The 23650-nt window shown below is 45.6% G+C and carries 18 protein-coding genes; 13 read left to right on the top strand and 5 right to left on the bottom strand.

What is annotated here, in order from left to right:
* The first annotated feature begins 22 nt into the window (after positions 1-22).
* The 11 genes from FLB61_RS03430 to FLB61_RS03380 all read left to right on the top strand — a co-directional run bounded on the left by FLB61_RS03430 (position 23) and on the right by FLB61_RS03380 (position 13209).
* Positions 23-730, top strand: a complete 708-nt coding sequence (locus FLB61_RS03430) for a DUF969 domain-containing protein (RefSeq protein WP_087202974.1) — start codon at positions 23-25, stop codon at positions 728-730.
* 15 nt (positions 731-745) lie between these two features.
* Positions 746-1693 (top strand): DUF979 domain-containing protein, encoded by a 948-nt coding sequence (locus FLB61_RS03425; RefSeq protein WP_087202973.1) that lies wholly within the window; start codon positions 746-748, stop codon positions 1691-1693.
* A 29-nt stretch (positions 1694-1722) separates the two neighbouring features.
* Positions 1723-2712 carry a 2,5-dihydroxypyridine 5,6-dioxygenase NicX family protein gene (locus FLB61_RS03420; protein WP_087202972.1) on the top strand — a complete coding sequence of 330 codons (990 nt, stop codon included), beginning with the start codon at positions 1723-1725 and terminating at the stop codon, positions 2710-2712.
* A 14-nt stretch (positions 2713-2726) separates the two neighbouring features.
* Positions 2727-3371 carry a pyroglutamyl-peptidase I gene (pcp, locus tag FLB61_RS03415; RefSeq protein WP_221919402.1) on the top strand — a complete coding sequence of 215 codons (645 nt, stop codon included), beginning with the start codon at positions 2727-2729 and terminating at the stop codon, positions 3369-3371.
* Between the two features lie 321 nt (positions 3372-3692).
* Positions 3693-4988: an ABC transporter substrate-binding protein gene (locus FLB61_RS03410; RefSeq protein WP_221919401.1), complete on the top strand. Its 1296-nt coding sequence runs from the start codon at positions 3693-3695 to the stop codon at positions 4986-4988.
* Between the two features lie 87 nt (positions 4989-5075).
* A complete protein-coding gene (locus tag FLB61_RS03405; RefSeq protein ID WP_087202977.1) occupies positions 5076-5960 on the top strand; it encodes a carbohydrate ABC transporter permease in 885 nt (294 codons plus the stop codon).
* Positions 5953-6792 (top strand): carbohydrate ABC transporter permease, encoded by an 840-nt coding sequence (locus FLB61_RS03400; RefSeq protein ID WP_087210121.1) that lies wholly within the window; start codon positions 5953-5955, stop codon positions 6790-6792. The genes FLB61_RS03405 and FLB61_RS03400 overlap by 8 nt, the downstream gene beginning before the upstream one ends.
* Before the next feature lie 29 nt (positions 6793-6821).
* Positions 6822-9866, top strand: coding sequence for a beta-galactosidase, LacZ type (gene lacZ, locus FLB61_RS03395; protein WP_221919400.1), 3045 nt, complete (start codon positions 6822-6824; stop codon positions 9864-9866).
* Positions 9867-9918: 52 nt separating this feature from the next.
* Entirely contained in the window at positions 9919-10098 is a 180-nt protein-coding gene (locus FLB61_RS03390; RefSeq protein ID WP_221919399.1) for a response regulator, read from the top strand.
* Positions 10068-11447, top strand: coding sequence for a response regulator transcription factor (locus FLB61_RS03385; RefSeq protein WP_330625485.1), 1380 nt, complete (start codon positions 10068-10070; stop codon positions 11445-11447). The genes FLB61_RS03390 and FLB61_RS03385 overlap by 31 nt, the downstream gene beginning before the upstream one ends.
* Positions 11448-11454: 7 nt before the next feature.
* On the top strand, positions 11455-13209 hold the full coding sequence (locus FLB61_RS03380) for a sensor histidine kinase (protein WP_087210112.1): 1755 nt from the start codon (positions 11455-11457) through the stop codon (positions 13207-13209).
* A 131-nt stretch (positions 13210-13340) separates the two neighbouring features.
* Here FLB61_RS03380 and dltD read toward each other — a convergent pair whose 3' ends face one another.
* From dltD to dltA, 4 genes are read right to left on the bottom strand one after another with little or no spacing between them, the layout of a single operon-like run.
* Complete coding sequence (gene dltD, locus FLB61_RS03375) at positions 13341-14522, bottom strand: D-alanyl-lipoteichoic acid biosynthesis protein DltD (protein ID WP_087210109.1); 1182 nt, start codon at positions 14520-14522, stop codon at positions 13341-13343.
* On the bottom strand, positions 14519-14755 hold the full coding sequence (dltC, locus tag FLB61_RS03370; RefSeq protein ID WP_087202965.1) for a D-alanine--poly(phosphoribitol) ligase subunit 2: 237 nt from the start codon (positions 14753-14755) through the stop codon (positions 14519-14521). Before dltC ends, dltD begins: the two co-directional genes overlap by 4 nt.
* 35 nt (positions 14756-14790) lie before the next feature.
* Complete coding sequence (gene dltB, locus FLB61_RS03365) at positions 14791-15948, bottom strand: D-alanyl-lipoteichoic acid biosynthesis protein DltB (RefSeq protein ID WP_087202964.1); 1158 nt, start codon at positions 15946-15948, stop codon at positions 14791-14793.
* Positions 15945-17486, bottom strand: coding sequence for a D-alanine--poly(phosphoribitol) ligase subunit DltA (gene dltA, locus FLB61_RS03360; protein ID WP_221919397.1), 1542 nt, complete (start codon positions 17484-17486; stop codon positions 15945-15947). The genes dltB and dltA overlap by 4 nt, the downstream gene beginning before the upstream one ends.
* A 177-nt stretch (positions 17487-17663) precedes the next feature.
* Here dltA and FLB61_RS03355 point away from each other — a divergent pair, with 177 nt between their 5' ends.
* Together FLB61_RS03355 and FLB61_RS03350 are read left to right on the top strand one after the other, a co-directional pair.
* Positions 17664-18764, top strand: a complete 1101-nt coding sequence (locus tag FLB61_RS03355; RefSeq protein WP_087210103.1) for a PucR family transcriptional regulator — start codon at positions 17664-17666, stop codon at positions 18762-18764.
* 96 nt (positions 18765-18860) lie between these two features.
* Positions 18861-21152, top strand: coding sequence for a hydratase (locus FLB61_RS03350; protein WP_221919396.1), 2292 nt, complete (start codon positions 18861-18863; stop codon positions 21150-21152).
* Positions 21153-21207: 55 nt separating this feature from the next.
* On the opposite strand, the gene FLB61_RS03345 is transcribed toward FLB61_RS03350, so the two are convergent.
* A complete protein-coding gene (locus tag FLB61_RS03345) occupies positions 21208-22617 on the bottom strand; it encodes an amidophosphoribosyltransferase (protein WP_087203281.1) in 1410 nt (469 codons plus the stop codon).
* Positions 22618-23650 lie beyond the last annotated feature (1033 nt).

The following is a 23650-nucleotide window of genomic DNA, read 5'->3' as shown; positions in this document are numbered from 1 at the left end:
ATTATCCAAAGGAGGAAAATCTATGGAACTTTTAAAATTAATCGGAGTTTTGATCGTTATCGTGGGATTTGCGCTCAAACTCGATTCGATTCTCATCATCTTTCTCGCGATAATTTCTACCGCGCTGGTAGGAGGCCTCGGTATCGATGGCCTTCTGGAAACACTGGGAACTACCTTCGTAGCGAATCGATCGATGGCGATCTTTATTATGATTCTTCTTGTAACAGGAGTATTGGAACGAAACGGCCTGAGAGAAGCGGCGGCCGCTCTTATGCGCAAAGTAAAAGGCGCCACAGCAGGAAAGCTGGTATGCGCTTACGGTATCCTGAGAGGATTCTTCGGTGCGTTTAACGTAGGATTCGGAGGAGTAGCAGGATTTGTACGTCCGGTACTTCTTCCGATGGCAGAAGGTGCGATCAAAAATTCCGGAAATGAGCCGGATGAACAGCACATGGAAGATGTAAAAGGGATGTCTTCCGCTATGGAAAATATCACATGGTTCTTCTTCCAGGTACTGTTTGTAGGAGGATCAGGAGGAATCCTTGTACAGACGACACTGGCGTCACTTGGGTATGAAGTAGAGCTTGTGGAATTGGCTGCAGCAGAAATTCCGATTGCTCTTATCGCCCTTGTAGTGGCAAGTGTTTACTTTATCCTGAGAGACAGAAAACTTGTTAAGAAATATTATGGATCCGCCGGATCCAAGCCGGCAAAAGGCAACAAGAAATAGAGGGAGGACGACAGAATGGATTTGAAATTTATACAGATCAGTGCGACCCTTGGAAACAATCTGCTGGAAGCAGTATGGGTCATCATCGGATTGATCACAATATATGCAGGGATCAAAAATCTTCTCGATAAAGAGAATCCGGCAAGATACGGGACGGCTATTTTCTGGTGCTCTTTTGGTATCGTGTGTGCGTTTGGTACATGGCTTCCGGCGAAAGTATCCGGACTTCTTGTCATTATCATGTGTATCCCGCCGATCCTTAAGCGCGTAAAATCCGGAAAAGAAAGTGGACCGACGAAGGAATATACACAGAAACAATACAGCAAAATAGGGATGAAGATCTTTATCCCGGCGCTGACAGTTGCAATCTGCTCTTTGCTGTTTGCGTTGTTTACAAATATCAGTTCCATGGTGGGAGTCACAGTCGGCGTCATCATCTCCATGATCATCCTGAGAGCATACTCTTCAGACAATAAGCCGGCCGTATTTCTCAATGACTCCGAAAGATTTCTTTCCATGATGGGACCTCTTTGTATGCTGCCTCAGCTTCTGGGCGCCCTGGGCGGTGTTTTCACTGCGGCTGGAGTAGGCGAAGTGATTGCAGGTCTTGTGGAAAATGTCGTTCCGAAAGGAAATGTCAACGTAGGGATCATAGTCTTTGCTATCGGTATGGCATTGTTTACAATGGTTATGGGAAATGCTTTCGCGGCTATCACGGTCATGACAGTCGGAATCGGAGGACCTTTCGTCCTGGCATACGGAGCAGATCCGATCGTTGTCGGAATGCTGGCGCTGACATGCGGTTACTGTGGTACACTGTGCACACCGATGGCAGCCAACTTCAACATCGTACCGGTGGCTATCCTGAATATGAAGGATCGCTGGGGTGTAATCAAAAATCAGGTTGTTGTTGCCGGTATCATGCTTGTAGTACAGATCTGCTATATGATCATCTTTAAGTAAAAGCGGGTACGTACAGAAGGACGGACAATATGGCACAGAAAATGGGACGGGGAGCAAAGATCATCATCCGGGAATGGGTCAGGATAAAACCGTGGGACAGGCTTCTCATTGTGACAAGCAAAGAGCATTTGAACGAGGCGAGAGAACTGAGGAAGCAGGCTTTCGGCCATGCGTATTCGGTAAATACTTTGATCGTGGAAAATAAGGGCAGACATGTAGGCGTCTTCTTTGATGAGAATGAGGATATTTTTGACCCTTATACTGCCATTATCGCGGCCACCGAGTATTCTCTTGTAACGACAAAGGCAGCCAAAAAGGCTATCCAGAAGAAGAAGAAATTTCTTTCGCTTCCCCTTTCCACAAATGACGGACGGTCCATGCTGGAATATGATTTCCTCATGATGGATACAAAGAAGAGCCGGCTGATGGCGAAAGTAATCATGAAATATCTGAAAAATTCCAGCAAAATCCGTGTGACGACAGCTGCGGGCACGGATCTGCAGATGGAAAAAAGAGGACGAAAACCGGGATTTTTCAATGGAGTCCTTAAAGATGGGAAAGGCTATTCATCCGCCAGTATCGAGGTCTATGTACCGATCGAGGAGACAAAGACAGAAGGGATCATGGTGCTGGATGGATCCCTTGGATATATCGGACGGGCCAAAGAACCGACCCGGATTGAATTCCGGAAAGGCAGGATCGTTGAGATAGAGAACACTCCTACCGGAATACGGCTCAAAGAGTATATGGAAGGATACCGGGACAGCCGGATCTATATCGGCGGAGAGCTGGGGATCGGATTGAATTCTTACTCCAAATGTCTCGGGAACTGCTATATCGAAGATGAGTCGGCTTATGGGACGTTCCATATCGGTGTCGGGCGCAATATCGCACTTGGAGGAGTGCAGAATGCAAAAGGGCATTTTGATCTTGTCTGTATGGATCCGGATATTTATACGGATAACCGGATGATCATGCAGGAAGGAAAGATTATTTTGCCGGAACCAAATGTATATTAAGAGAGGTGCTGAATATGAAAGTATTAATAACAGGATTTGATCCGTTCGGAGGAGAAAAAGTGAATCCGGCTTTTGAAGCAGTGAAGCTTCTTCCGAATACGATCGCAGGGGCTGAGATCATCAAACTCGAGATCCCGACCGTATTTACAAGAAGTGCAGTTGTGGTAGAAGAGGCCATCAAAGAGCACCAGCCGGATATTGTTATCAATGTCGGACAGGCAGGCGGACGTTCCTGCATGACAGTGGAAAAAGTGGCCATCAACCTGGCAGAAGCAAGAATTCCGGACAACGACGGAGAGCAGCCGTTTGACCAGCCGCTCAGAGAAGACGGAGAAACAGCGTATTTCGCAACGATCCCGGTAAAAGCTATGGTAGAAAATATGAGAAACCATGGAATCCCGGCACACATCTCCTACACAGCCGGCACATACGTATGCAACAGCATCATGTACAACGTGCTGTATCTCATCGATAAAAAATACAATGGCATCCGTGCCGGATTTATCCACGTCCCGTTTGAAGGCGGACAGGTTGTGGAAAAACCGAACGGAACACCGTTTATGTCATTGGAAATGATCGCAAAAGGTCTTGAATACGGAATCGAGGCGGCAGTGACAAACGAGACTGATGTGGCAAAAGCAATGGGCGAGACACACTAGACGGACGGCGCGGCTTACAGACGAATCGTTGATAAAAAGGCAGAAGATTTATCCTTTGAGGGATAAGGCTTCTGCCTTTGTCTTGTGTAAAATATACAAATGGAACCATCGGTGCCCCGGCTGTTTAGAACTAGTACAATGGAGCTGGACAGATGACAGGAAAAAAGTATAAATTTCAGAAGAAAGTTCAAATGAATCAAAAAGAAAAAAGTACAAATCAAAAATAAGTGAAAACTCCCGCGAAAATTATCCTACTAAAAAAAGATGGAAAAATGTTAAAGTAGAACCATCAAGATAAGTGAGAAATCAAGGAGGAGAAACATGAAAAAGAAAAGAGTTCTGGCTTTATTGCTGGCAAGTGTAATGACATTGGGACTTGCAGCCTGCGGAAGTTCAGATGATTCCAAAAAGGAAAGCAAGAAGGACGACAACAAACTGACGATCTGGGCTTGGGATGAAGCGTTCAATATCAAGGCTGCAAACGTGGCGGCTGATATGTACAAAGAAGATCACTCCGATGCAGAGATCGAAGTAGTGACAATGGCACAGGATGACATCGTAGCGAAGCTGAATACAAGTCTTTCTTCTCAGTCCTATGACGGTCTTCCGGACATCGTACTGATCGAAGATTACAGAATTCAGGGATACCTGAACGCGTATGAAGATGAATTCGCAGATCTTTCCGACATCGCAAAACCGGAAGATTTTGCAGCATACAAGACAGGGGTTAACCAGAAAGACGGAAAAATGTATGGAATTCCGTTTGACAGTGGTGTAGCGGCAGTCTTCTACAGAACGGATTATATAGAACAGGCCGGATACACAAAGGAAGACATGCAGAATCTGACATGGGACAAATACATTGAGATCGGAAAAGCAGTAAAAGAAAAGACAGGAAAAGCGATGCTTACACTGGATCCGAGCGATATCGGACAGATCCGTATGATGATGCAGAGCGCAGGAACATGGTATACAGATGAAGATGGCAAGGTAAATATCGCCGGCAACCAGGGATTAAAAGATGCTATCAATACATACAAAAAACTTGTGGATGCAGGAATCACAGAGACTGTTTCCGACTGGGATCAGTTTGTAGGAGCATTTAACAGCGGAGATGTTGCAACTGTTCCGACAGGATGCTGGATTTCCCCATCTGTTCTTGGCGCGGAAGACCAGAGCGGAAAATGGGCGATCGCTCCGTTCCCGAAAATGGCAGAAAATGCAGATTCCGTCAATGCATCATCCATCGGCGGCGGATGGTATGTCCTTAAAAATGTAGGAAACGAAGATCTTGCAAAAGATTTCCTGAAAGAAACATTTGCATCCAATGTAGATCTGATGAATCAGCTTGCAACAGATATCAATCTTGTTAGTACACTGAAAGCAGCAAGCTCTGCTGAAAACTACAGCAAAGGCGTGGAATTCTACGGCGGACAGGAAATTTTCAAAGATTTTGCAGCATGGACAAACGAGGTTCCGACTGTCAACTACGGAGAGAACACATACGAAATCGAAGATCTGATGACAGAAGTTGTTCAGGCAATTTTGGGTGGCGCTGATATAGATAAGACATTGGAAGAATATCAGACACAGATTGAATCTGTAGTTGCCAATTAAGCAATACGGTCACAATAGCCATTTGCTTCGGGATAAAGAGGTAAATGGCTATTATTATGCAAAAAAGGAGGGAGACTTGTGGCAGATATGACAAAGAAAAAAGATATGAGTCCCAAATTGAACCGGACAGGATGGATTTTTGTCCTCCCAAGTATTATACTGATTGTAGCTTTTGTATTTTATCCAATGGTACAGGCGCTTATTACTTCTTTTCAGTCCGGAGCAGGAAATAATCTGTCGTTCAGCGGGCTCAGCAATTACAAGAGGCTTTTGACGGACACGACATTCAGAAAGGCATTGTCCAACACGGTATTATATCTGGTGGTGCAGGTGCCGATCATGATCTTGCTTGCTCTGGCAATCTCATCGATGCTCAATAACAAACGGCTGAAATTCAAAGGTCTTTTCAGGACAGCGATTTTTCTTCCGTGCGTGACATCACTTGTAGCTTACTCTATCGTATTCAAGAGTCTGTTTGCGACAGACGGGTTTGTAAACGCGATGCTTGTCAAGCTGAATATCATCGCGGAACCAATTTCCTGGATCACAGATCCGGTGTGGGCAAAAGTTTTGATCATCGTGGCGATCACATGGAGATGGACGGGATATAACATGGTCTTTTATCTTTCCGGACTTCAGGGAATAGATGATTCCATTTACGAAGCGGCAGAGATTGACGGGGCAGGGGCGTTCCAGAAATTTAAAAGCATTACGCTCCCGATGCTCAAACCGATCATCCTTTTTACAACGATCAATTCCACGATCGGTACGCTGCAGCTTTTCGACGAACCGATGAACATTACCCAGGGAGGACCTGCGAATGCAACGATCACGATCTCACAGTACATTTACAATATCCTCTTTAAGTATTCATCCGATTTCGGATATGCGGCGGCAGTATCCTATGTTGTAGTGATCATGATCGTCGTATTATCCTTTATCCAGTTGAAAGTAGGTGACAAGAATGAGTAGAAAAATAGGGAATGTGTTTCAATATATCTTTTTGACCATCGCATCTGTTGTGTCCGTCTTTCCGATTTTCTGGATGGTCATTGCATCTACGAATAAGTCGGTGGATATCACGAAAGGGACACTTTTGCCGGGCGGTTATTTTATGGAGAATCTGAAGACCCTTTTGAATTCAGATCTTCAGTATATGAATGCGTTTAAGAATTCTTTGCTTATCGCGGTAGTTACGACAGCGCTTGCGATGATCGTCTCTTCGGCGGCAGGATATGCATTTGTCATCTACAAATCTAAAGGACGTGAGCGCGTGTTTACGATCGTACTGCTGTCCATGATGGTTCCGTTTGCGGCCCTGATGGTCCCGCTGTTCCGACTGTTCAGCAAATTTCAGCATATGGGACCTCTGAAAGTGATCGCTTTGAATACGCCGATGGCGGTTATCATCATTGCCATCGCTACGGCATTCTTGATTTTCTTCTTCCGCCAGAATACCCAGAGTTTTCCGAAAGAACTGGTAGAGGCGGCAAGGATCGACGGGCTTGGTGAATTTGGCATATTTTTCAAAGTATTCATGCCGACAAACAAATCGGTGTATGCGGCAGCGATCGTCGTGACATTTATGACAAGCTGGAACAATTACCTCTGGCCGTTGATCGCACTGCAGTCTCCGGAAAAGAGAACACTGCCGCTTGTTCTGGCAGCGATGGGATCGTCCTACACGCCGGATTATGGTATGATGATGGTAGCAGTCGTTATCGCGACGATTCCGATGGCAGTGTTATTCTTTATCATGCAGAAACAGTTTGTGGCAGGTATGACGGGATCAGTCAAAGGTTAAGGATTCATAGAAAGGAGCAGACAGCATAGATGGAAAAAGTAAGAGAATATACCCTTGCATGGTTGGAGGATCCGGAAGTTTTTGAAGTAAACAGAGAAGAGGCACACTCAGACCATTTGTTTTATGAAAAAGAGGAGGAGACTGCACTTGGCAGGGAAATGCCGCTTAGGCAAAGCCTGAACGGAATATGGAAGTTTGCCTATGCTGTCTGCCCGGATGAAAGACAGGAAAGATTTTACGAAGACGGATACCCGATTGATCGCTTTGGAGAGATAGAGGTTCCGGGACATATTCAGATGCAGGGGTATGACAGATGCCAGTATATCAATACGATGTATCCGTGGGATGGGCAGGAAGAACTGCGCCCGCCGCACATATCCCGGGAATATAACCCTGTGGGCAGTTATGTCAAGGAGTTCCATGTAAATCAAGGGCTTAGAGGGAAACGGACTTACATATCCTTTCAGGGAGTGGAGACAGCATTTTATGTATGGCTGAACGGGACATTCCTCGGGTATTCGGAAGACAGTTTTACACCGGCTGAATTTGAAGTAACAGAGCTTTTAAGAGACGGAGTAAACCGACTTTGTGTGGAAGTCTATAAGAGGAGCAGTGCAAGCTGGCTGGAAGATCAGGATTTCTGGAGGTTTTCGGGGATTTTCCGTGATGTGTATCTGTATGCTGTGCCGATGATCCATGTGAGAGATCTGTTTTTCAGAGGGACGCTGGATGAAAGTTACAGGGATGGCCGTTTCGCTCTCTGTGCAAAGATGACAGGTAAGCTTCATGGGACGGTGGAACTGCGCCTGGAAGATAGAGATGGAAAGATTGTCTGTTCAGAACGAAAAGAAGTGCAGGATACCGTAGAGTGGAGCGGAGAGATTACTCATGTCCACAGCTGGAGCGGAGAGGATCCGTATCTGTATGATTTGTACCTGTATGTTTACGGGGAAGATGGCACTTTGAGGGAAATTGTAAAAGAAGAAGTGGGATTCCGGACATTTGAGATGAAAGACGGAATCATGTGTCTGAATGGGAAACGCCTGATATTCAGAGGAGTAAACAGGCATGAATTCAGTATGACAAAAGGCCGTGCCGTAGGAGAAGAGGAGATGCTCTGGGATATCCGTTTTATGAAACGGCATAATATCAACGCAGTCCGGACGTCCCATTATCCGAATCAGACACTCTGGTACCGTCTGTGCGACAGGTACGGAATCTATCTGATCGATGAGACAAACCTGGAAAGTCATGGATCATGGCAGAAGATGGGAGCGGTGGAACCTTCCTGGAATGTGCCGGGATCTCTTCCGGAGTGGCAGGAGTGTGTCCTTGACAGAGCGAAATCCATGTTCGAAAGAGACAAAAATCATCCTTCCATCCTCATATGGTCATGCGGAAATGAATCCTATGCAGGGGAAGATATTTTGAACATGGCAGAGTTTTTCCGAAAGGCCGATCCGACGAGACTTGTACATTACGAAGGCGTATTCTGGAACAGGGAGTTTGATCAGACGAGCGATATGGAGAGCAGAATGTACGCGAAACCGGCTGATATAGAGGAGTATCTGAAAAATGATCCGGCAAAACCGTATATCAGTTGTGAATATATGCATGCCATGGGCAATTCCTGCGGCGGGATGCATCTGTACACAGAACTGGAAGACCGGTATGAGAAGTACCAGGGAGGATTTATCTGGGACTACATCGATCAGTCCGTCCTGCATATCAACGATCAGGGAGAAAAAGTGCTCACATATGGAGGAGATCATGATGACCGGGCGACAGATTATGAATTCTGCGGAAACGGGATTGTGTTTGCGGACAGAAAAGAAACGCCGAAGGCACAGGAAGTCAAGGCCCTCTATGCTCCGATCCGCCTTAAAGTTTCAAAAAAAGGCGTCCTCATCGAAAACAGGAATTGTTTTGCAGGAACGGAACAATACCATTTTATCTGCCGCGTTCTGAGAGACGGAGAAGAGACTTTCCGCACAGTCATTAAGGCTGACGTTCCGCCTCTTGGGGAGGGATTTGCTGCGATTTCTTTCCCGGAGCCGGACAGAGACGGAGAGTATGTATATGAAGTGTCTGCAAGGCTTTCTGAGAGGACGCTATGGGCAGAGGAAGGATTCGAGATTGCATTTGGGCAGGCCGCAGAGCGGAAGATAGAGAATGCGGAGACTCCAGAAAATACTGGCCGGACATCCGGCAGAGGAAAACTGGAAGTCGTGCACGGAGATGTAAATATCGGTGTCAAAGGAGAGCGTTTCCATGTGATGTTCTCTATGAGTGAAGGAGGGATTGCATCCCTTTGCTATGATGGGGTAGAATATATTACAAGAACTCCGAAGCTCACATTCTGGAGAGCGTCCACTGACAATGACCGAGGAGCCGGTTATGGATATGACAGAGCTGTGTGGATGACAGCAGGTATGTTTGCGAAGAAGGCAGAGTGTGAGACGGAAGAGACAGACGATGGCATCCGCGTGAAGTTTTTCTGGAAACTTCCGGAGCCATTGGGAGTAAAAGTATCCGTTACGTACACTGTATCAGAAGACGGAACGATACGGACCGAGCTCTTCTATCCGGGCGTGCAAGGAGCAGCAGAAATCCCGGCGTTTGGAATGGAATTCCGGCTGAAAGAGCGGTACAGCGGATTCCGCTATTACGGTCTTGGACCGGAGGAAAACTATATAGACCGGAAAGAAGGAGCAAGACTGGGGATTTTTCAGAGTACGGCAGCCGAAAATATGACGCCGTACCTGATGCCTCAGGAATGCGGAAACCGCACGGGAACGAGATGGCTGGAAGTATCCGACGGACAGGGAAGGGGACTTCGCTTCCAGGCGGAAGACAGACCGTTTGAAAGCAGTGTTCTCCCATACAGCTCCTACGAAATTGAACAGGCAGTCCACCAGGAAGAACTTCCGAACATCCACTACACATGGGTAAGGATTCTGGCCTGCCAGATGGGTGTCGGAGGGGACGACAGCTGGGGCGCACCGGTACATAGTCAATACCTGCTTCCATCCGAACAGGAACAGCGGATCGCATTTACAATTCAGAGATTATAATGATGGTTAGCCGGGAGATTTCTCCCGGCTAATGTCGGTGGGAGGATGAAAGATGAGTGAGTACTGCAGAGTACTGATTTTAGATGATGAATTCATCATGCGACAAGGGATGAAGCACATGATGGACTGGGAAAAAGAGGGATTTCAGATCGTGGGGGAAGCGTCGGACGGCAGACAAGGGCTGGAGCTCGTAGAAAAGGTATCTCCGCCATTGTGCTGGCGGATATTGTGATGCCTGTCATGGATGGGATCGAATTTTCAGAAATCCTCGGGAAAAAGCATCCGGAGATCCAGCTCATCATCCTGAGCAGTTATGACAAATTTGAATATGTAAAGACAACACTGTTAAACGGTGCATCCGATTACATTTTAAAACCGACGCTGAATCCGGAAAATCTGTTGAAAACGCTTCGGAAAGCAGCGGAAAGAATACCGGGATTTCGGCTTCAGGCCCAGAATGACGTGTCATACAAAGCGCAGCTGGAAAGGGTTCTTCTTGGGTTTAAAGATCGGCTGGATGAGTCGGTTTTTGCAAACCTGTTTAAGAACACGCTGTACCGGCTGTTTGCCCTGAATGTAAAAGACTGTTTAAGGGGATCCACAAACGATATCTTCTCTGTCAAGAGAATGGTAGAAGATTTTTTCGCAGAAAAAGAAGAGTATGTTGTCCAGGTCATGTTTCTCCAGGAGGAGATACTATGCGGAGTGATCAACTACAGAGTAAAGGACGATGAGGATGTCATCAAATCACTGGACGAGATCTCTCAAAAGATCAGAAGGATCTATCCTTTTGCATTCTTCGTCGTGAGCGGTAATTTTTCAAATATGCAGGAAATCCGCATGTTTTACCAGAAGAATATCCTTCCGGAAATCGGAAAAGGATTTTATTATCCGGAGAAATATCTGTATATTGCGGAGGCGGACAAAACAAGAGAGAAGCCAAAACGCTTTGAGTTCGAGGAGTATACACGGGAGCTGTCGGATAAACAGTACGAAAAGGCACTGTCCATGTTTCAAAATTATATCCAATATCTCTGCAAATACCAGATTGAAGAAGGAAAGCTGAAAAATCTGACAAAAAATCTGCTCTACAATTATCTCATGGAGACGGAAAAAATTACGGGGAAAAGTGAAGAGCTAAGAGAACGTTTTTTCCGCGAAATTGAAAAGACACAATGGGTCAATGAGTTTACAGAGACTTTTAGCCGAATAACCGGCGATCTGGCGCTGCTGATCGAAGAAGGGAAAGGGGCGGAAGACGATGTGATCCGGCACATCAAAGAATATCTGGAAGAGCACTATCAGGAACAGCTGGATCTGTCCAATATTGCGGAAAAATTTAATTTCAGCTATAGTTATCTGTCCGGATACTTCAGCCAGACTGTAAAAGAAGGATTCAGCGGTTACCTGAACCGTATCCGTATCCGACATGCCATGGAATATCTGAGCGGCAGTCCACTTCCGATCTCACAGATCGGAGAAATGGTAGGATATACGGAACACAGCTATTTTTGCAGGGTGTTCAAAAAGATTACGTCGGAGACGCCAAGCGAGTACCGCAGAAGAATGAAACGGAGTTAAATGAAAGATGAAAAGACATGTAAACAGCCTTTTTTTCAAAATTGCGTGTACAGTCATAGCGGGAGTGATGTGCCTTGCTGTTGCTTTGACGGTCACAAATATTATGATTTCAAAAAAGATTTTTGTGGACAATTTCGCGGAGTCACAACAAAAGATCTTTAACCAGATTGATAATGAGTTCTACAATTTCTACAGAGATATCACGACGATCATGACGACACTGGAGCGAAGTGACCTTGTGAACAATTATCTGTACGGCGATATCACAGAAAAAGAGAGAATGAAGATCAGCTATCAGTTGGGGGAGCAGATGAAAAATTCCAGGCTTTCCGAGTACAGTGATCTGAGTGTGTTTCTGATCGGAGAAAATTTAAAAAGCTATATCATCAACAGTTCCGACCGGTTTTCGGTGCCGAAAAAAGAGATTGTGGAAAACAGCATCGCGAGGAAAGCGGAGGAATATCAGGGAGAAATCATCTGTCAGTACCTGGAAAATGGGTTTACATGGGTTACCGATAAACAACCGGCAGTCGTTTTTGCAAAAAGTTGGCCATCTACTCAAAACAGTGAAGACACATACGCTTTTATCACGATCAAAGAGGCAAATATACGTAAAATGTACAGCTCTTTTACAGTTCCATCCAACGATATCGTACTGCTCAACCAGGACAATGAAGTGATCTCATCGGACAATCCGGACTATCTCAAAGGGGAAAATAGCGCATCCTTTGCCAGGATCGCAAAAGAGATGGAAGACAGCGACGTCTATAAGACGGAAAAAAATACGGATGGGAAAATCTGCACTTACCTTGTACAGCAGCTCCAGAGCACGCATTATAACATAATGGGTATCATCAATTCCGCTGAAGCGTTTCAAGACCAGTATGATTTCTGGGAGCTGACAGTCATGACGATCGCTATGGCGGCGATCATTGTATTACTGATCTTTTTGTTTGTAAGGCAGCAGACAAAACCGCTGTCTGAGCTGGTACAGACGATGCAGAACTCAAGGAAAATGAAATATAAAGAACATGTCCAGGTAAAAGGGACAGATGAAGTAAGAAAACTGTCAGAAACATACAATGATATGGTCGATGAACTGGATTCTTATATCCACAGCCTCATCCAGGTAGAAAAGGACAAGAGGGCTGCGGAAATCCATACACTTCAGATGCAGATCAATCCGCATTATATTTACAATACCCTTGCAAGTATAAAATGGCTCATCTGGCAGGGAGATACACAAAAGACCACGGGCGTCATTGACGCTTTCATCGCGCTCTTAAGGAATACCATCAGCAATACGGATGAATTTGTAACTGTAGAACAGGAAATCCAGAATTTAAAGAACTATGTCCTGATCAACCAGGCAAGATACGGAGATTCTGTCAGTTCCGAGTTTTACGTGACGCCGCAGTGCAGCAGCTATAGAGTGCCGAAACTGATCTTGCAGCCTTTTGTGGAAAATGCATTTTTCCACGGTTTTGCAGATGGAAGGCGCGGGAAGATCCAGGTTTTTGTAAAAGAGGAAGGCGACTGCCTGCGGTTTGAGATTAGGGACGATGGGATAGGGATCAAGACAGAACGGCTCATGGAACTGAAAAATGGAAACGCCTCGAAAACGGAGCATTTTACCGGGATCGGTGTGGGAAATGTGGATCAGAGGATCAAACTGATCTACGGAGAAGATTACGGAATCCACATATCCAGCGAAGAAGGAAAGGGGACGACAGTGACATTGACGCTGAAAAAAAAGATATAGAAAAGGGGCTGTAAATGCCCCTTTAAAACTGTGTATATACAAATTTCGGCGCCGTGGACAGGTTGGCGTGAATCAGATACAAATACAGTATCATCATAAGAACAAAGAAGATCACTGTCCAGGCGATGAACTCAAAGTGTTTTGTCTGTTTTATTTTTCTGATAAAATCTGTAAATACTTTCATTGATCATTACCCATCCTTTCTTTCCGATATGGACACCGTCTTCAAAGAAATATTTTGTGTATTCCTGATCGGCGAAATCAGCAAGCTCGGCACCATATTTTTTTGCAACCTGGCGGATTTTTTCATAGTAGATCTGCCGCTCTTTTTTTGGGAATCCGGTGTAGTCGTACCAATATCCGTTGACCGGGAGGCTTACGAGCAGGGGCCGTATGCCGAGATCCTGGCAGACATGAAGGAAACATTCCAGGTCTGCATATTCCGGGGAAGTACTGTAGCTTCCATTGACGCTCTGATTTTTCTTTGCCTTTAAAAAAGGACGAATGAACAGGCGGTAGGAGGAGTCATCCATGAAGAACGGATTTCCTGAGTTTTCTTTCTCGCCGTCCTTGCCGGCCTGGTCCATAAGTGCCTGAAAATCTGGTTCCCGTTCCGAAGAAGAAAGAGAAGCATTCTTTTTGATACCGTCCCTTGCCATACGGATGGCGACGGACTGAAGTTCTTTTTCTTTCAGAAAACTTGTATACAGCCTGTAGTTGAGTCGTTCGGAAAAGGAAGCATTCCCCGAGAGAACTTTTTCATAGAGTTCAGTACGTTCAAGGGCAGGAGGATCTGCCTTCAGGAGGGTTTTCACACGTTCTATGATATAGGTTTTTGTAGTCTTGCTCAAATTCGGATTTTGCAGCATGCCGATATAGTGTGTCTCCGAAAAACGTGAGGAAAATGGCTCTGGAAGCACGCCATCTGACCGGAACCACTGAGGCGAGATGAAAAGTACAGCCTCTTTTGTCGGAAGGTCATTTCCGATGGAAGCAAGAGTCAGCGCATGGCTTAAGGACTGATAGTAGCCGGCGCCGATCAGCATCATATTGAATTTATTTCCCGCAAACATATTCCCTGGATGATAAGGAGTCTTGCGTCCATGCTGGAATTCTGATGATCCGAACACTGCCACGGTATCTGCGTTGATATTTTTGGTAAGCGCCTCCCGGGCCACAAATTTTTTCTCGATGGCCCAGAATGAAAAGGCATTGTTGTTTACTGTAATGCGGCTTTCAGCATAGAAATGCATCCCGGCAGCAGATACGAGAAAGAGTACAAGGGCTGTAAGAAAAGCCGTCAGTTTTTTCATAACGATGCCCTTTCTTCCAGGTAAGCGATCAGTTTATTTGGGGTGCTGATGACATGGCGGTCCACTTCAGAAGGGGCGATGATGACACCGAGTTCATCTTCGATGTCTGCCAGCAGCTCAGCAAAGCCCAGAGAGTCCATCAGATCTGTCTCAAAGAGATCGATGTCCGGGTTCGTCCTCACGATATTATCCTCACAGATTGTTTCCAGAATTTTGAATACAGTTTCTTTCATAGTATACATCTCCTTTTTATTTTCTTTATAAATGTCTAAAAGCCGAGAAGCCACAGAAGCTTTCCGTCAAATATATAGAAGCCCAGCATCACGAGCTGAAGCGTGATGAACCAGGAAGCAAAGCGATACCAGCGCTTGCTTTTGTGTGTTTTGTAAAAGGCTGATTTTTTCTGCCAGCGTTCTGTCACGGCAAGAAGCGCCCCATGGTACAGCCCGTATAAGATGTAGGAAGGCGTCAATCCGTGCCACAGTCCCATAACAAACATGTTTACAAGAAATCCGGCCGAAGCGGCATTCAGCCTGTTCTGAAACCGTTTTTTACGGATCGACTGGATCATAAACCGGGAAAAAAGAAAGTCCCGGAACCAGTGGGAAAGGGTAATGTGCCACCTGTCCCAAAACTCCTTGATATCTATGCTGAGAAATGGGCGGCGGAAGTTCTCCGGTGTCCGGATACCAAGAATATAACTGGTTCCTATAGCCATCAGGCTGTAACCGGCAAAATCAAAAAACAGGTAAAAGCCATAACAGTACGCATATGCGATCACGTAGTACCAATCTTTTGCTCCGTTTACCATACCCATTCCCTGGTAGAAAAAGGAAGCGATCACAAGTTTATATATAAGGCCGAGCAGGATTTTATAAATCCCTGTCCCGGCAAGTTCCATATACTCTTCCCGCGTGTATACCGTATTCCAGTCGGAAAGAAATCGGCGGCTGCGATCAATAGGGCCGGAGCTAAGCGATGGGAAGAAAAGAAGAAAGGCCGTAAACTCCAGCACAGATATCGACTCTATAACACCATCGTAGGCTTCGATGATGATCTGGACGCACCTGAAAGTAAGATAAGAGATTCCAAGGAAGCCAAAGAGGTCCATATCAAGGAACAAAGCCAGCTTACTTACGATAAGAGGGAGGATGGAGAGCGCAAGTGCGAGCCGGTACATCCACACTATACGCCCTTTTATCCGCCGCAGATGCAGGTAACCCATGACGATGGCGACCTGGATCACATAGTATGCGGCCAGATAAAGAGCCTGAGTCGGTTTGTTAAAAAAGACAAGACCGATGAACAGGTATGTCGCAGCGGTGGAATACCATTTCAAAGGCTTCCCGGCCATACCGATCAGTATTGCGGGGAGAAGGATCACTGCCAGCGTGGAAAAAAACGGATATCCTTCATAGAATGTCATGACAGCATACCTCTCAGTTTCTTCCTGTCCGCTTTCCCGTTCGCCGTCATCGGGATACGGTCAAGGAAAAGGATTTTTTTCGGGATCATGTAGTCCGGCAGAAACTGTCTGAGCTGATTTTTTATATTCTGCACAGTATCCGCCTCGTTTTCCGGCCGGCTACGAAGTACTGCAAATGCGGCAATACTTTTGACTTTCCCGTTTCTTATACATGGCACAGCCACGGCGTTTTCAATATCCGGAAGATTTCTCAGGTTGCTCTCGATATCTTCCAGTTCGATCCGGTAGCCATTCAGTTTTACTTGCAGATCGATCCTCCCGCAGTAGTAGAGAAGACCATTTTTCAGATATCCTTCATCCCCTGTCCGGTATCCTCGAAAAGACTGTCCGTCCTTTTCTGTGCAGAAAAAAGCTTTTTCAGTCAGAGACGGCTGTTTGTAATATCCGGTGCTGACCGTGTCCCCGATGAGGATGATCTCCCCTTTTTCTCCTTCCGGCACTGGTTTTCCATTTTCATCATGAATCTCAATCCACGTCCCAGGTCTGGCATATCCGACAGGAAGCGGCGATTCGGACGCGTTTCGTTCAGGTGTGACAGGAATCTCTGTGACAGCTACCGTGGACTCAGTCGGACCGTAAGTGTTCATGATGACACTGTTTGGGAAACGGCCCTGAAGACGTGCGGCTGTCCGATTTGTCAGAGTCTCTCCGCAGAAGAGGAACACATCCAGATTCGGAAGAAGATCTGAAGAAAAGGACGGATCAGCCAGACAAACATCTGCAAAAGAAGGAGTAGAAACCCAGACGGAAGCCTGGGACTCTTTCAGAGCAGGAATGAGCCTTCCAAAATCCTCCTGCGTCTTCTTTGAAAGCGTGTACAGTGTACCTCCGCAGGCCAGACACGTATACAAGTCCATGACGGACAAATCAAAAGAAAAAGGTGCCTGGTTCAGGAATATCTGTCCCTGCTTTTTTTCAGCAGCATTTCCAAGAGTCACAGACCAATCGAGATAATTATTCAGACAGTTGGACGAAATCTGTACCCCCTTCGGAGTTCCGGTACTTCCGGATGTGAAGATCATGTAAAAAGTCTCGTCTCCGGAAACTGGACGCAGGCTTTCGCGCAGTTTCGGTCCTTCCGCGGATGATATTGTTTTTTGTATCTCTTCTTTTGTGAAAATCCGAAGCGATGCGGACGGCAAAGCTTCTGGAGGAAACGGCTCACACGAGAGAATCAACGGTGCATCAACCGCTTCCAATATGGATTTGACTCTTGCAGGCGGCACAGAGATATCGACAGGGCAATATCCGCGTCCTGATTTTACGCATGCCAGAAAGGCGATCAGCATCTCCGGGCTTTTATGTCCGTATACAGGCACGGGAGTTTTGTCCGCTCCGCAAAGATTCTGCAAGGTATATGCAAGACGGGTGGAAGCGGCATCAAGCTCTCTGTAGCTGATGGAGCCTTCCTCTGTATGCATGGCGGCGCGCTCCGGAAACAGGAGCGCTGTCATTTGTATTTGTTCTAAAATATTCATATACTTTTTCCTCCAGCTTGTATTGTTGTTGCGTGGTTACTTGTATGATAAAAAAAGTCCGGAAAAAGTCAATACAGTTTTGAGAACAGTAAAAAAACATTCATGTAATCTTAATAATCTTCATTTACTTTTCGCCTTTTTTTGATATAATGATTGCATTGAATGGAGGTACAAAACATGTTGTCAAATCAGGTACTGCAAAGAGCTGTCTCGGAGATGGAGGCGATTGCCGGGGGAGCATGCTCAGTATGGTCCCTTGACGGATACCGGATCGTACTGTCCGGTTCCGAGAGTGAGGGAACAGCAGAAAGGGTAAAAAGATTTCTGAAAGATGTAAAAGAAGACTCGGAGCCGGGAATGGAAGAAATCCGGACAGGATACGCGCTTTTTGCCGTGTTCGACGAGGAGAAACCGGCTTATATTCTGAGCCTGGAAAATATGAGCGGAGAGAAAGCCGAGATTGTTGGACGTCTTGGAGTAAAAGAATTGGAGAGTCTTATCCGCGCTTACAAGGAAAAAGTGGATAAAAACCGTTTTCTTCAAAATCTGCTTCTGGATAACATGCTCTTGGTGGATGTATTTAACCAGGCAAAAAAACTGCATATTGAAAATGATCAGAAGAGGGTCATTTATCTGATCGAGGCGAACGCCAGTGATAATCAGTTCCTGCTGGAGGTGCTCAAAGGCATGTATGCATCAGGTATGAAGGATTTTGTGACTGCGGTGGATGAAGGAAGCGTCATCCTTATCAAGGCGCTAGAAGAGACAGAAGGATACAGAGAAGTGTATGAGAAAGCCAGGGCTCTCGTGGACACAGTATCCGCGGAGGCGATGGTAAACGTCCGCGTTGCATATGGCACGATCATCCATGAACTCAAAGACGTCTCCAAGTCTTACAAAGAAGCAGGAATGGCAATGGATGTAGGAAAAATTTTCTACGCAGAGAAGACGATCCTTGCGTACAACGAGCTTGGTATCGGAAGACTCATTCACCAGATTCCGGTTTCCCTGTGTGAAATGTTCTTAAAAGAAGTGTTCGGGGACAAAGACGTGGAGCAGTTTGAGGAAGAGACGCTGTCTACGGTCTTCAAATTTTTTGAGAACAGCCTGAACATATCTGAGACGGCTCGACAGCTTTACATCCACAGAAATACCCTTGTCTACCGCCTTGAGAAAATCCAGAAGATGACGGGGCTTGATGTCCGGGTATTCGAGGATGCACTGACATTTAAGATTGCGATGATGGTATCGGAACATATGAAATATATGAAGCAGTAAGCATCGGAGACAGGCAGTTTTGCTTGTCTCTGTTAGTTTAATGTGTTAAAATATTGGCGATAGCGGCAGCTGAATAAAGAGAAGGAGGCCAGGTACATGATAAAATTATATGAAAACGGCGTTTATCTGCTGAATGGGACAGAGATCATAGAAGACGGACCAGATGTCAGGGAGAAACTGAAAGTCCTGACGGGAAGAGAAATCAAAAAGGAACAGGCGGCAGAGGAGACGATCGCATACCGCATACTGAAAAGCCATAATGTCTCCGACGATATGGAGAATCTGAATATAAAGTTTGACAAACTTACGAGTCATGACATCACGTTTGTCGGCATTATCCAGACTGCCAGAGCGTCCGGACTTGAGAAATTTCCGGTACCGTATGTCCTTACAAACTGTCACAACAGCCTCTGTGCGGTGGGCGGGACGATCAATGAGGATGACCATATGTTTGGCCTGACCTGTGCGAAGAAGTACGGCGGAGTCTATGTGCCGCCGCACCAGGCAGTGATCCACCAGTTTGCGAGGGAGATGCTGGCAGGGGCCGGAAAGATGATCCTCGGATCGGACAGCCATACCCGTTACGGTGCCCTTGGAACGATGGCCATGGGAGAAGGGGGACCGGAACTTGTAAAACAGCTTTTGAACAAAACATACGATATTCGTATGCCGGGTGTTATCGGAGTGTATCTGACCGGAGAGCCGGTAAAAGGCGTCGGCCCGCAGGATGTAGCTCTGGCGATCATCAAGGCTGTATTCAAAAACGGCTATGTGAACAATAAAGTGATGGAATTTGTAGGACCTGGGGTAGCAAGTTTAAGCGCAGACTTCCGTATCGGAATTGATGTGATGACGACAGAGACAACCTGCCTTTCCTCTATCTGGAAGACCGACGAGGTAATACGTGAATTTTATCAGATTCACGGAAGAGAAGAAGAATATAAAGAGTTGAATCCGGGCGAAGCAGCGTACTATGACGGTCTGGTATATGTGGATCTGAGTGCTGTACGCCCGATGATCGCGATGCCGTTTCATCCGAGCAATGCCTACACGATCGAGGAAGTCAACGCCAATCTGAAAGATATCCTTCACGATGTGGAAGAAAAAGCAAAGGTAAGTCTGGACGGCGCTGTGCCGTTCTCTCTACAGGATAAGATCCGAAACGGACGGCTGTATGTGGAGCAGGGGATCATTGCCGGATGCGCCGGCGGAGGATTTGAAAATATCTGTGCAGCCGCAGATATCATCCGGGGGAAAAATATCGGAGCGGATGAATTTACATTCAGCGTCTATCCAGCCAGCACACCAGTGTATATGGAGCTTGTGAAAAACGGGGCTGTGGCAGATCTGATGGCAGCAGGCACTATCGTGAAGACAGCGTTTTGCGGACCGTGCTTCGGAGCAGGAGACACACCGGCAAACAATGCATTCAGTATCCGCCATACGACGAGAAATTTCCCGAACAGAGAAGGATCAAAACTCCAGAGCGGCCAGATCGCATCGGTGGCGTTGATGGATGCGCGGTCCATCGCGGCCACGGCGGCAAACAAAGGCTACTTGACACCGGCCACGGAACTGGATGTAGAGTACACAAATCCGACCTATCATTTTGACAGCACCATTTATGCCAACCGTGTATTTGACAGCAAAGGGAAAGCAGATCCGGATGTGAAAATCCATTTTGGACCAAATATCAAAGACTGGCCGTCTATGTCAGCCCTTCCGGAAAATCTGCTCATAAAAGTGGTATCCGAGATTCATGATCCGGTCACAACGACGGATGAGCTGATCCCGTCCGGGGAGACGTCTTCCTACCGGTCCAATCCGCTTGGACTTGCAGAATTTGCACTCTCAAGAAAAGATCCGGCCTATGTCGGACGCGCAAAAGAAGTACAGAAGGCGCAGAAGGCCATCGAAGAAGGAAAATGTCCGCTGGAAGTGGTAGATGAGCTCAAAGAAGTCATGGAAAAGATCCACACACGTTTCCCTCAGGCTGGAGAAGGAAATCTTGGCATCGGAAGCACGATCTTTGCTGTGAAGCCGGGGGATGGATCCGCCAGAGAACAGGCAACCTCCTGCCAGAAAGTGCTGGGCGGCTGGGCAAACATTGCGAACGAGTACGCCACAAAGCGTTACCGTTCCAACCTGATCAACTGGGGAATGCTGCCGTTCCTCACAAAAGAGGATCACACGGCGCTGCCGTTTGAAAACGGAGATTACATCTTTGTGCCGGAGATCAGAAAAGCGGTGGAAGAAAAACAAAGTGAGATCAAAGCGTATGTTGTGCGGGATGAACTGAAAGAAATGAGTCTGTATCTTGGAGAACTGACAGATACAGAGAGAGAGATCATCCTCAAAGGATGTCTCATCAACTATTACAGAGGTTAAGAAAAACCGGGCGGCTCCGTGAAAGAGCTTGCCCGGTTTTTTGATAATTCTCTGTCTATTCCACTCCATTGAAGCAATACGTACAAAGCTTGCAGGAGTCGATTCCGATGGATTCGATCAGGTCGTCCAGACGGTGGTAACGAAGGCTTGTGAAATTCTGGAGACGGCAGATTTCATCCAGCATCTTCTGATACCGGTCGCTGTTTGGATCTGCATACTCTGCAAGAACTTCCTCGGAAGCATCGCCCTCCCAGTCTTTGATGATTCTTCTTGTGATCAGATCCAGTTCGGACTTTGATCTGGAGAAGTTCAGGTATTTGCATCCATACAGAAGCGGAGGGCAGGCCGGCCGCACATGGACCTCTTTGGCGCCGCTCTGATACAGGAACTCTGTTGTTTCGCGCAGCTGTGTTCCCCTGACGATGGAGTCGTCGATGAGAAGAAGCTTCCGATCTTCGATGAGAGCTTGTACAGGGATCAGTTTCATACGTGCGATCAGATTTCTCTGGCTCTGTGTCGTAGGCATGAAAGAACGAGGCCATGTCGGAGTGTATTTGATAAATGGGCGGGCGTATGGGATGCCGGATTCGTTGGCATATCCAATGGCATGGGCCACACCGGAGTCCGGAACACCAGCCACAATATCCGGATGTACCGTTCCGGCGTCTCTTTTGGCAAGAAGACTTCCGCATTTGTAACGCATCTCCTCCACATTGACTCCTTCATAGGCAGAAGTCGGGTACCCATAGTATACCCAGAGGAAAGAACAAATCTTCATCTTTTCATAAGGTGCGCCTACGGTCTCCACGCTCTCCGGAGTCATGTAGACGATCTCTCCAGGTCCCAGTTCTTTATAATCCACATACCCGAGATTGATATATGCAAAACTTTCAAAGGACACACAATAGGCGTCATCTTTGCGGCCGACAACTACCGGGGTACGCCCGTAACGATCACGTGCAGCATAGATTCCTTCTTTTGTCATAAGAAGAAGCGTCATAGAACCGTCCACGATGGACTGGACGTAACGGATACCCTCTACAAAAGAATCTTTTTTACAGATCAGCGATGCGATCAGTTCCGTGGCATTGATCTGTCCGCTGCTCATCTCCTGGAAATGAGAATGTCCATCCTTGTAGATCGTTTTAAGCAGTGCATCCTGATTATTGATTTTTCCGACTGTCGTGATGGCAAAACTTCCAAGATGAGACTGGATCAGAAGTGGCTGCGGTTCATAATCGGATATACAGCCGATTCCCAGATTTCCTTTTAATTCTTCCAGATCCTTGTCAAATTTGGTACGGAACGGGGAATTTTCGATATTGTGGATGGATCGGCTGAAACCGTTCTCCCCATGTGTCGCCATTCCGCCTCTTCTAGTACCAAGATGTGAGTGGTAGTCTACTCCATAAAATAAATCGATGATACATTCATTTTTAGAAGCAACGCCAAAAAATCCGCCCATAATGTGTAAATCTCCTTTCACAACTATACAGTATGTCAATATATAAATGATACTTATTAAGTTTAGCACGGATGTGCCTGTAAATGAAGATAGAAATTAAAAATAGAAAATTGAATAATTAAAAAGAATAATTCAGAAAAATAAAACAATTAAAAATAAAAATTTAAATAAAAATAAAAAATATCGAAGAATAGTATTGACAAATAGAAGAGAGAATGCTATAGTATAGCTATCCAAAAAGAAAAGAACTTGACGAGAAAGAGTTCTTTCAAAAACTTATAAGTTGTTTCTCTTATAAGCAAATTGGAAATATCAGGATGAGGAGGGCTTGAACCATTGGACACAGCAGAACTTAAAACTCAATATGTAAGTGGTATTACAGATGAAGGTTCCCATGATGAAAGCCTTTATCAATAAATCGGAATCCAGTAAATAGTTGAGTTTATAGAAAGAAAATATCGGAGATGTAGTTTAAACTGGAAATTAGATTTTACAAAATCTGTAAAGCATATTGAGGAAGATACCACAGCAGTCAGTAGTTCAAAGAATTTAGAAGATGTGTAAAGAAACATCGCCTAAGATCAAAATCTATATTGGCCGATTATAATATATTTAATTGAAAAAACAAGAAAGATTGAGTACGCGGATATCATTTAGGGGAGGAAGCGAAAGGCAGAACCCATAGAAACGAAAAAGAATATTTCTTTTAGTAAATAATATATCGGCAGAATATCCGGAAGTTAATTAGATTATCTATATATAAAAGGGAATATAAGAATTTTGATATCAAAGATTACATTATCGGAAAATGAATCGGAGACTTTGAGTTATAGTTCGTATATAAAAAGAAAAAGGCTTTTGGGAACCGGAAATCGAAAAGAAAGATTCCTCCGGTAAAGGGAAAAAATATGATATTAAAATTGAATAGGTAACAGCCATTATAATTTATAAAAATTGTAATGGCTGTTTTTTTATTGACAAATTTTATAAATTTTCCGAATTACAAAAATTATCAATTTGATGCACGGAAATT

The organism is Sellimonas caecigallum, assembly GCF_019754295.1.
GTDB lineage: Bacteria > Bacillota > Clostridia > Lachnospirales > Lachnospiraceae > Sellimonas > Sellimonas caecigallum.
Note: the sequence above shows the minus strand (reverse complement) of the source record. Positions and strands in the feature narration are given on the sequence as shown.

What these genes read in the sequence shown, in the direction of transcription:
- FLB61_RS03430 (WP_087202974.1), top strand. Translation starts at nt 23, where the DNA reads ATGGAACTTTTAAAATTAATCGGAGTTTTGATCGTTATCGTGGGATTT.
- FLB61_RS03425 (WP_087202973.1), top strand. Translation starts at nt 746, where the DNA reads ATGGATTTGAAATTTATACAGATCAGTGCGACCCTTGGAAACAATCTG.
- FLB61_RS03420 (WP_087202972.1), top strand. Translation starts at nt 1,723, where the DNA reads ATGGCACAGAAAATGGGACGGGGAGCAAAGATCATCATCCGGGAATGG.
- pcp (WP_221919402.1), top strand. Translation starts at nt 2,727, where the DNA reads ATGAAAGTATTAATAACAGGATTTGATCCGTTCGGAGGAGAAAAAGTG.
- FLB61_RS03410 (WP_221919401.1), top strand. Translation starts at nt 3,693, where the DNA reads ATGAAAAAGAAAAGAGTTCTGGCTTTATTGCTGGCAAGTGTAATGACA.
- FLB61_RS03405 (WP_087202977.1), top strand. Translation starts at nt 5,076, where the DNA reads ATGACAAAGAAAAAAGATATGAGTCCCAAATTGAACCGGACAGGATGG.
- FLB61_RS03400 (WP_087210121.1), top strand. Translation starts at nt 5,953, where the DNA reads ATGAGTAGAAAAATAGGGAATGTGTTTCAATATATCTTTTTGACCATC.
- lacZ (WP_221919400.1), top strand. Translation starts at nt 6,822, where the DNA reads ATGGAAAAAGTAAGAGAATATACCCTTGCATGGTTGGAGGATCCGGAA.
- FLB61_RS03390 (WP_221919399.1), top strand. Translation starts at nt 9,919, where the DNA reads ATGAGTGAGTACTGCAGAGTACTGATTTTAGATGATGAATTCATCATG.
- FLB61_RS03380 (WP_087210112.1), top strand. Translation starts at nt 11,455, where the DNA reads ATGAAAAGACATGTAAACAGCCTTTTTTTCAAAATTGCGTGTACAGTC.
- dltD (WP_087210109.1), bottom strand. Translation starts at nt 14,522, where the DNA reads ATGAAAAAACTGACGGCTTTTCTTACAGCCCTTGTACTCTTTCTCGTA.
- dltC (WP_087202965.1), bottom strand. Translation starts at nt 14,755, where the DNA reads ATGAAAGAAACTGTATTCAAAATTCTGGAAACAATCTGTGAGGATAAT.
- dltB (WP_087202964.1), bottom strand. Translation starts at nt 15,948, where the DNA reads ATGACATTCTATGAAGGATATCCGTTTTTTTCCACGCTGGCAGTGATC.
- dltA (WP_221919397.1), bottom strand. Translation starts at nt 17,486, where the DNA reads ATGAATATTTTAGAACAAATACAAATGACAGCGCTCCTGTTTCCGGAG.
- FLB61_RS03355 (WP_087210103.1), top strand. Translation starts at nt 17,664, where the DNA reads ATGTTGTCAAATCAGGTACTGCAAAGAGCTGTCTCGGAGATGGAGGCG.
- FLB61_RS03350 (WP_221919396.1), top strand. Translation starts at nt 18,861, where the DNA reads ATGATAAAATTATATGAAAACGGCGTTTATCTGCTGAATGGGACAGAG.
- FLB61_RS03345 (WP_087203281.1), bottom strand. Translation starts at nt 22,617, where the DNA reads ATGGGCGGATTTTTTGGCGTTGCTTCTAAAAATGAATGTATCATCGAT.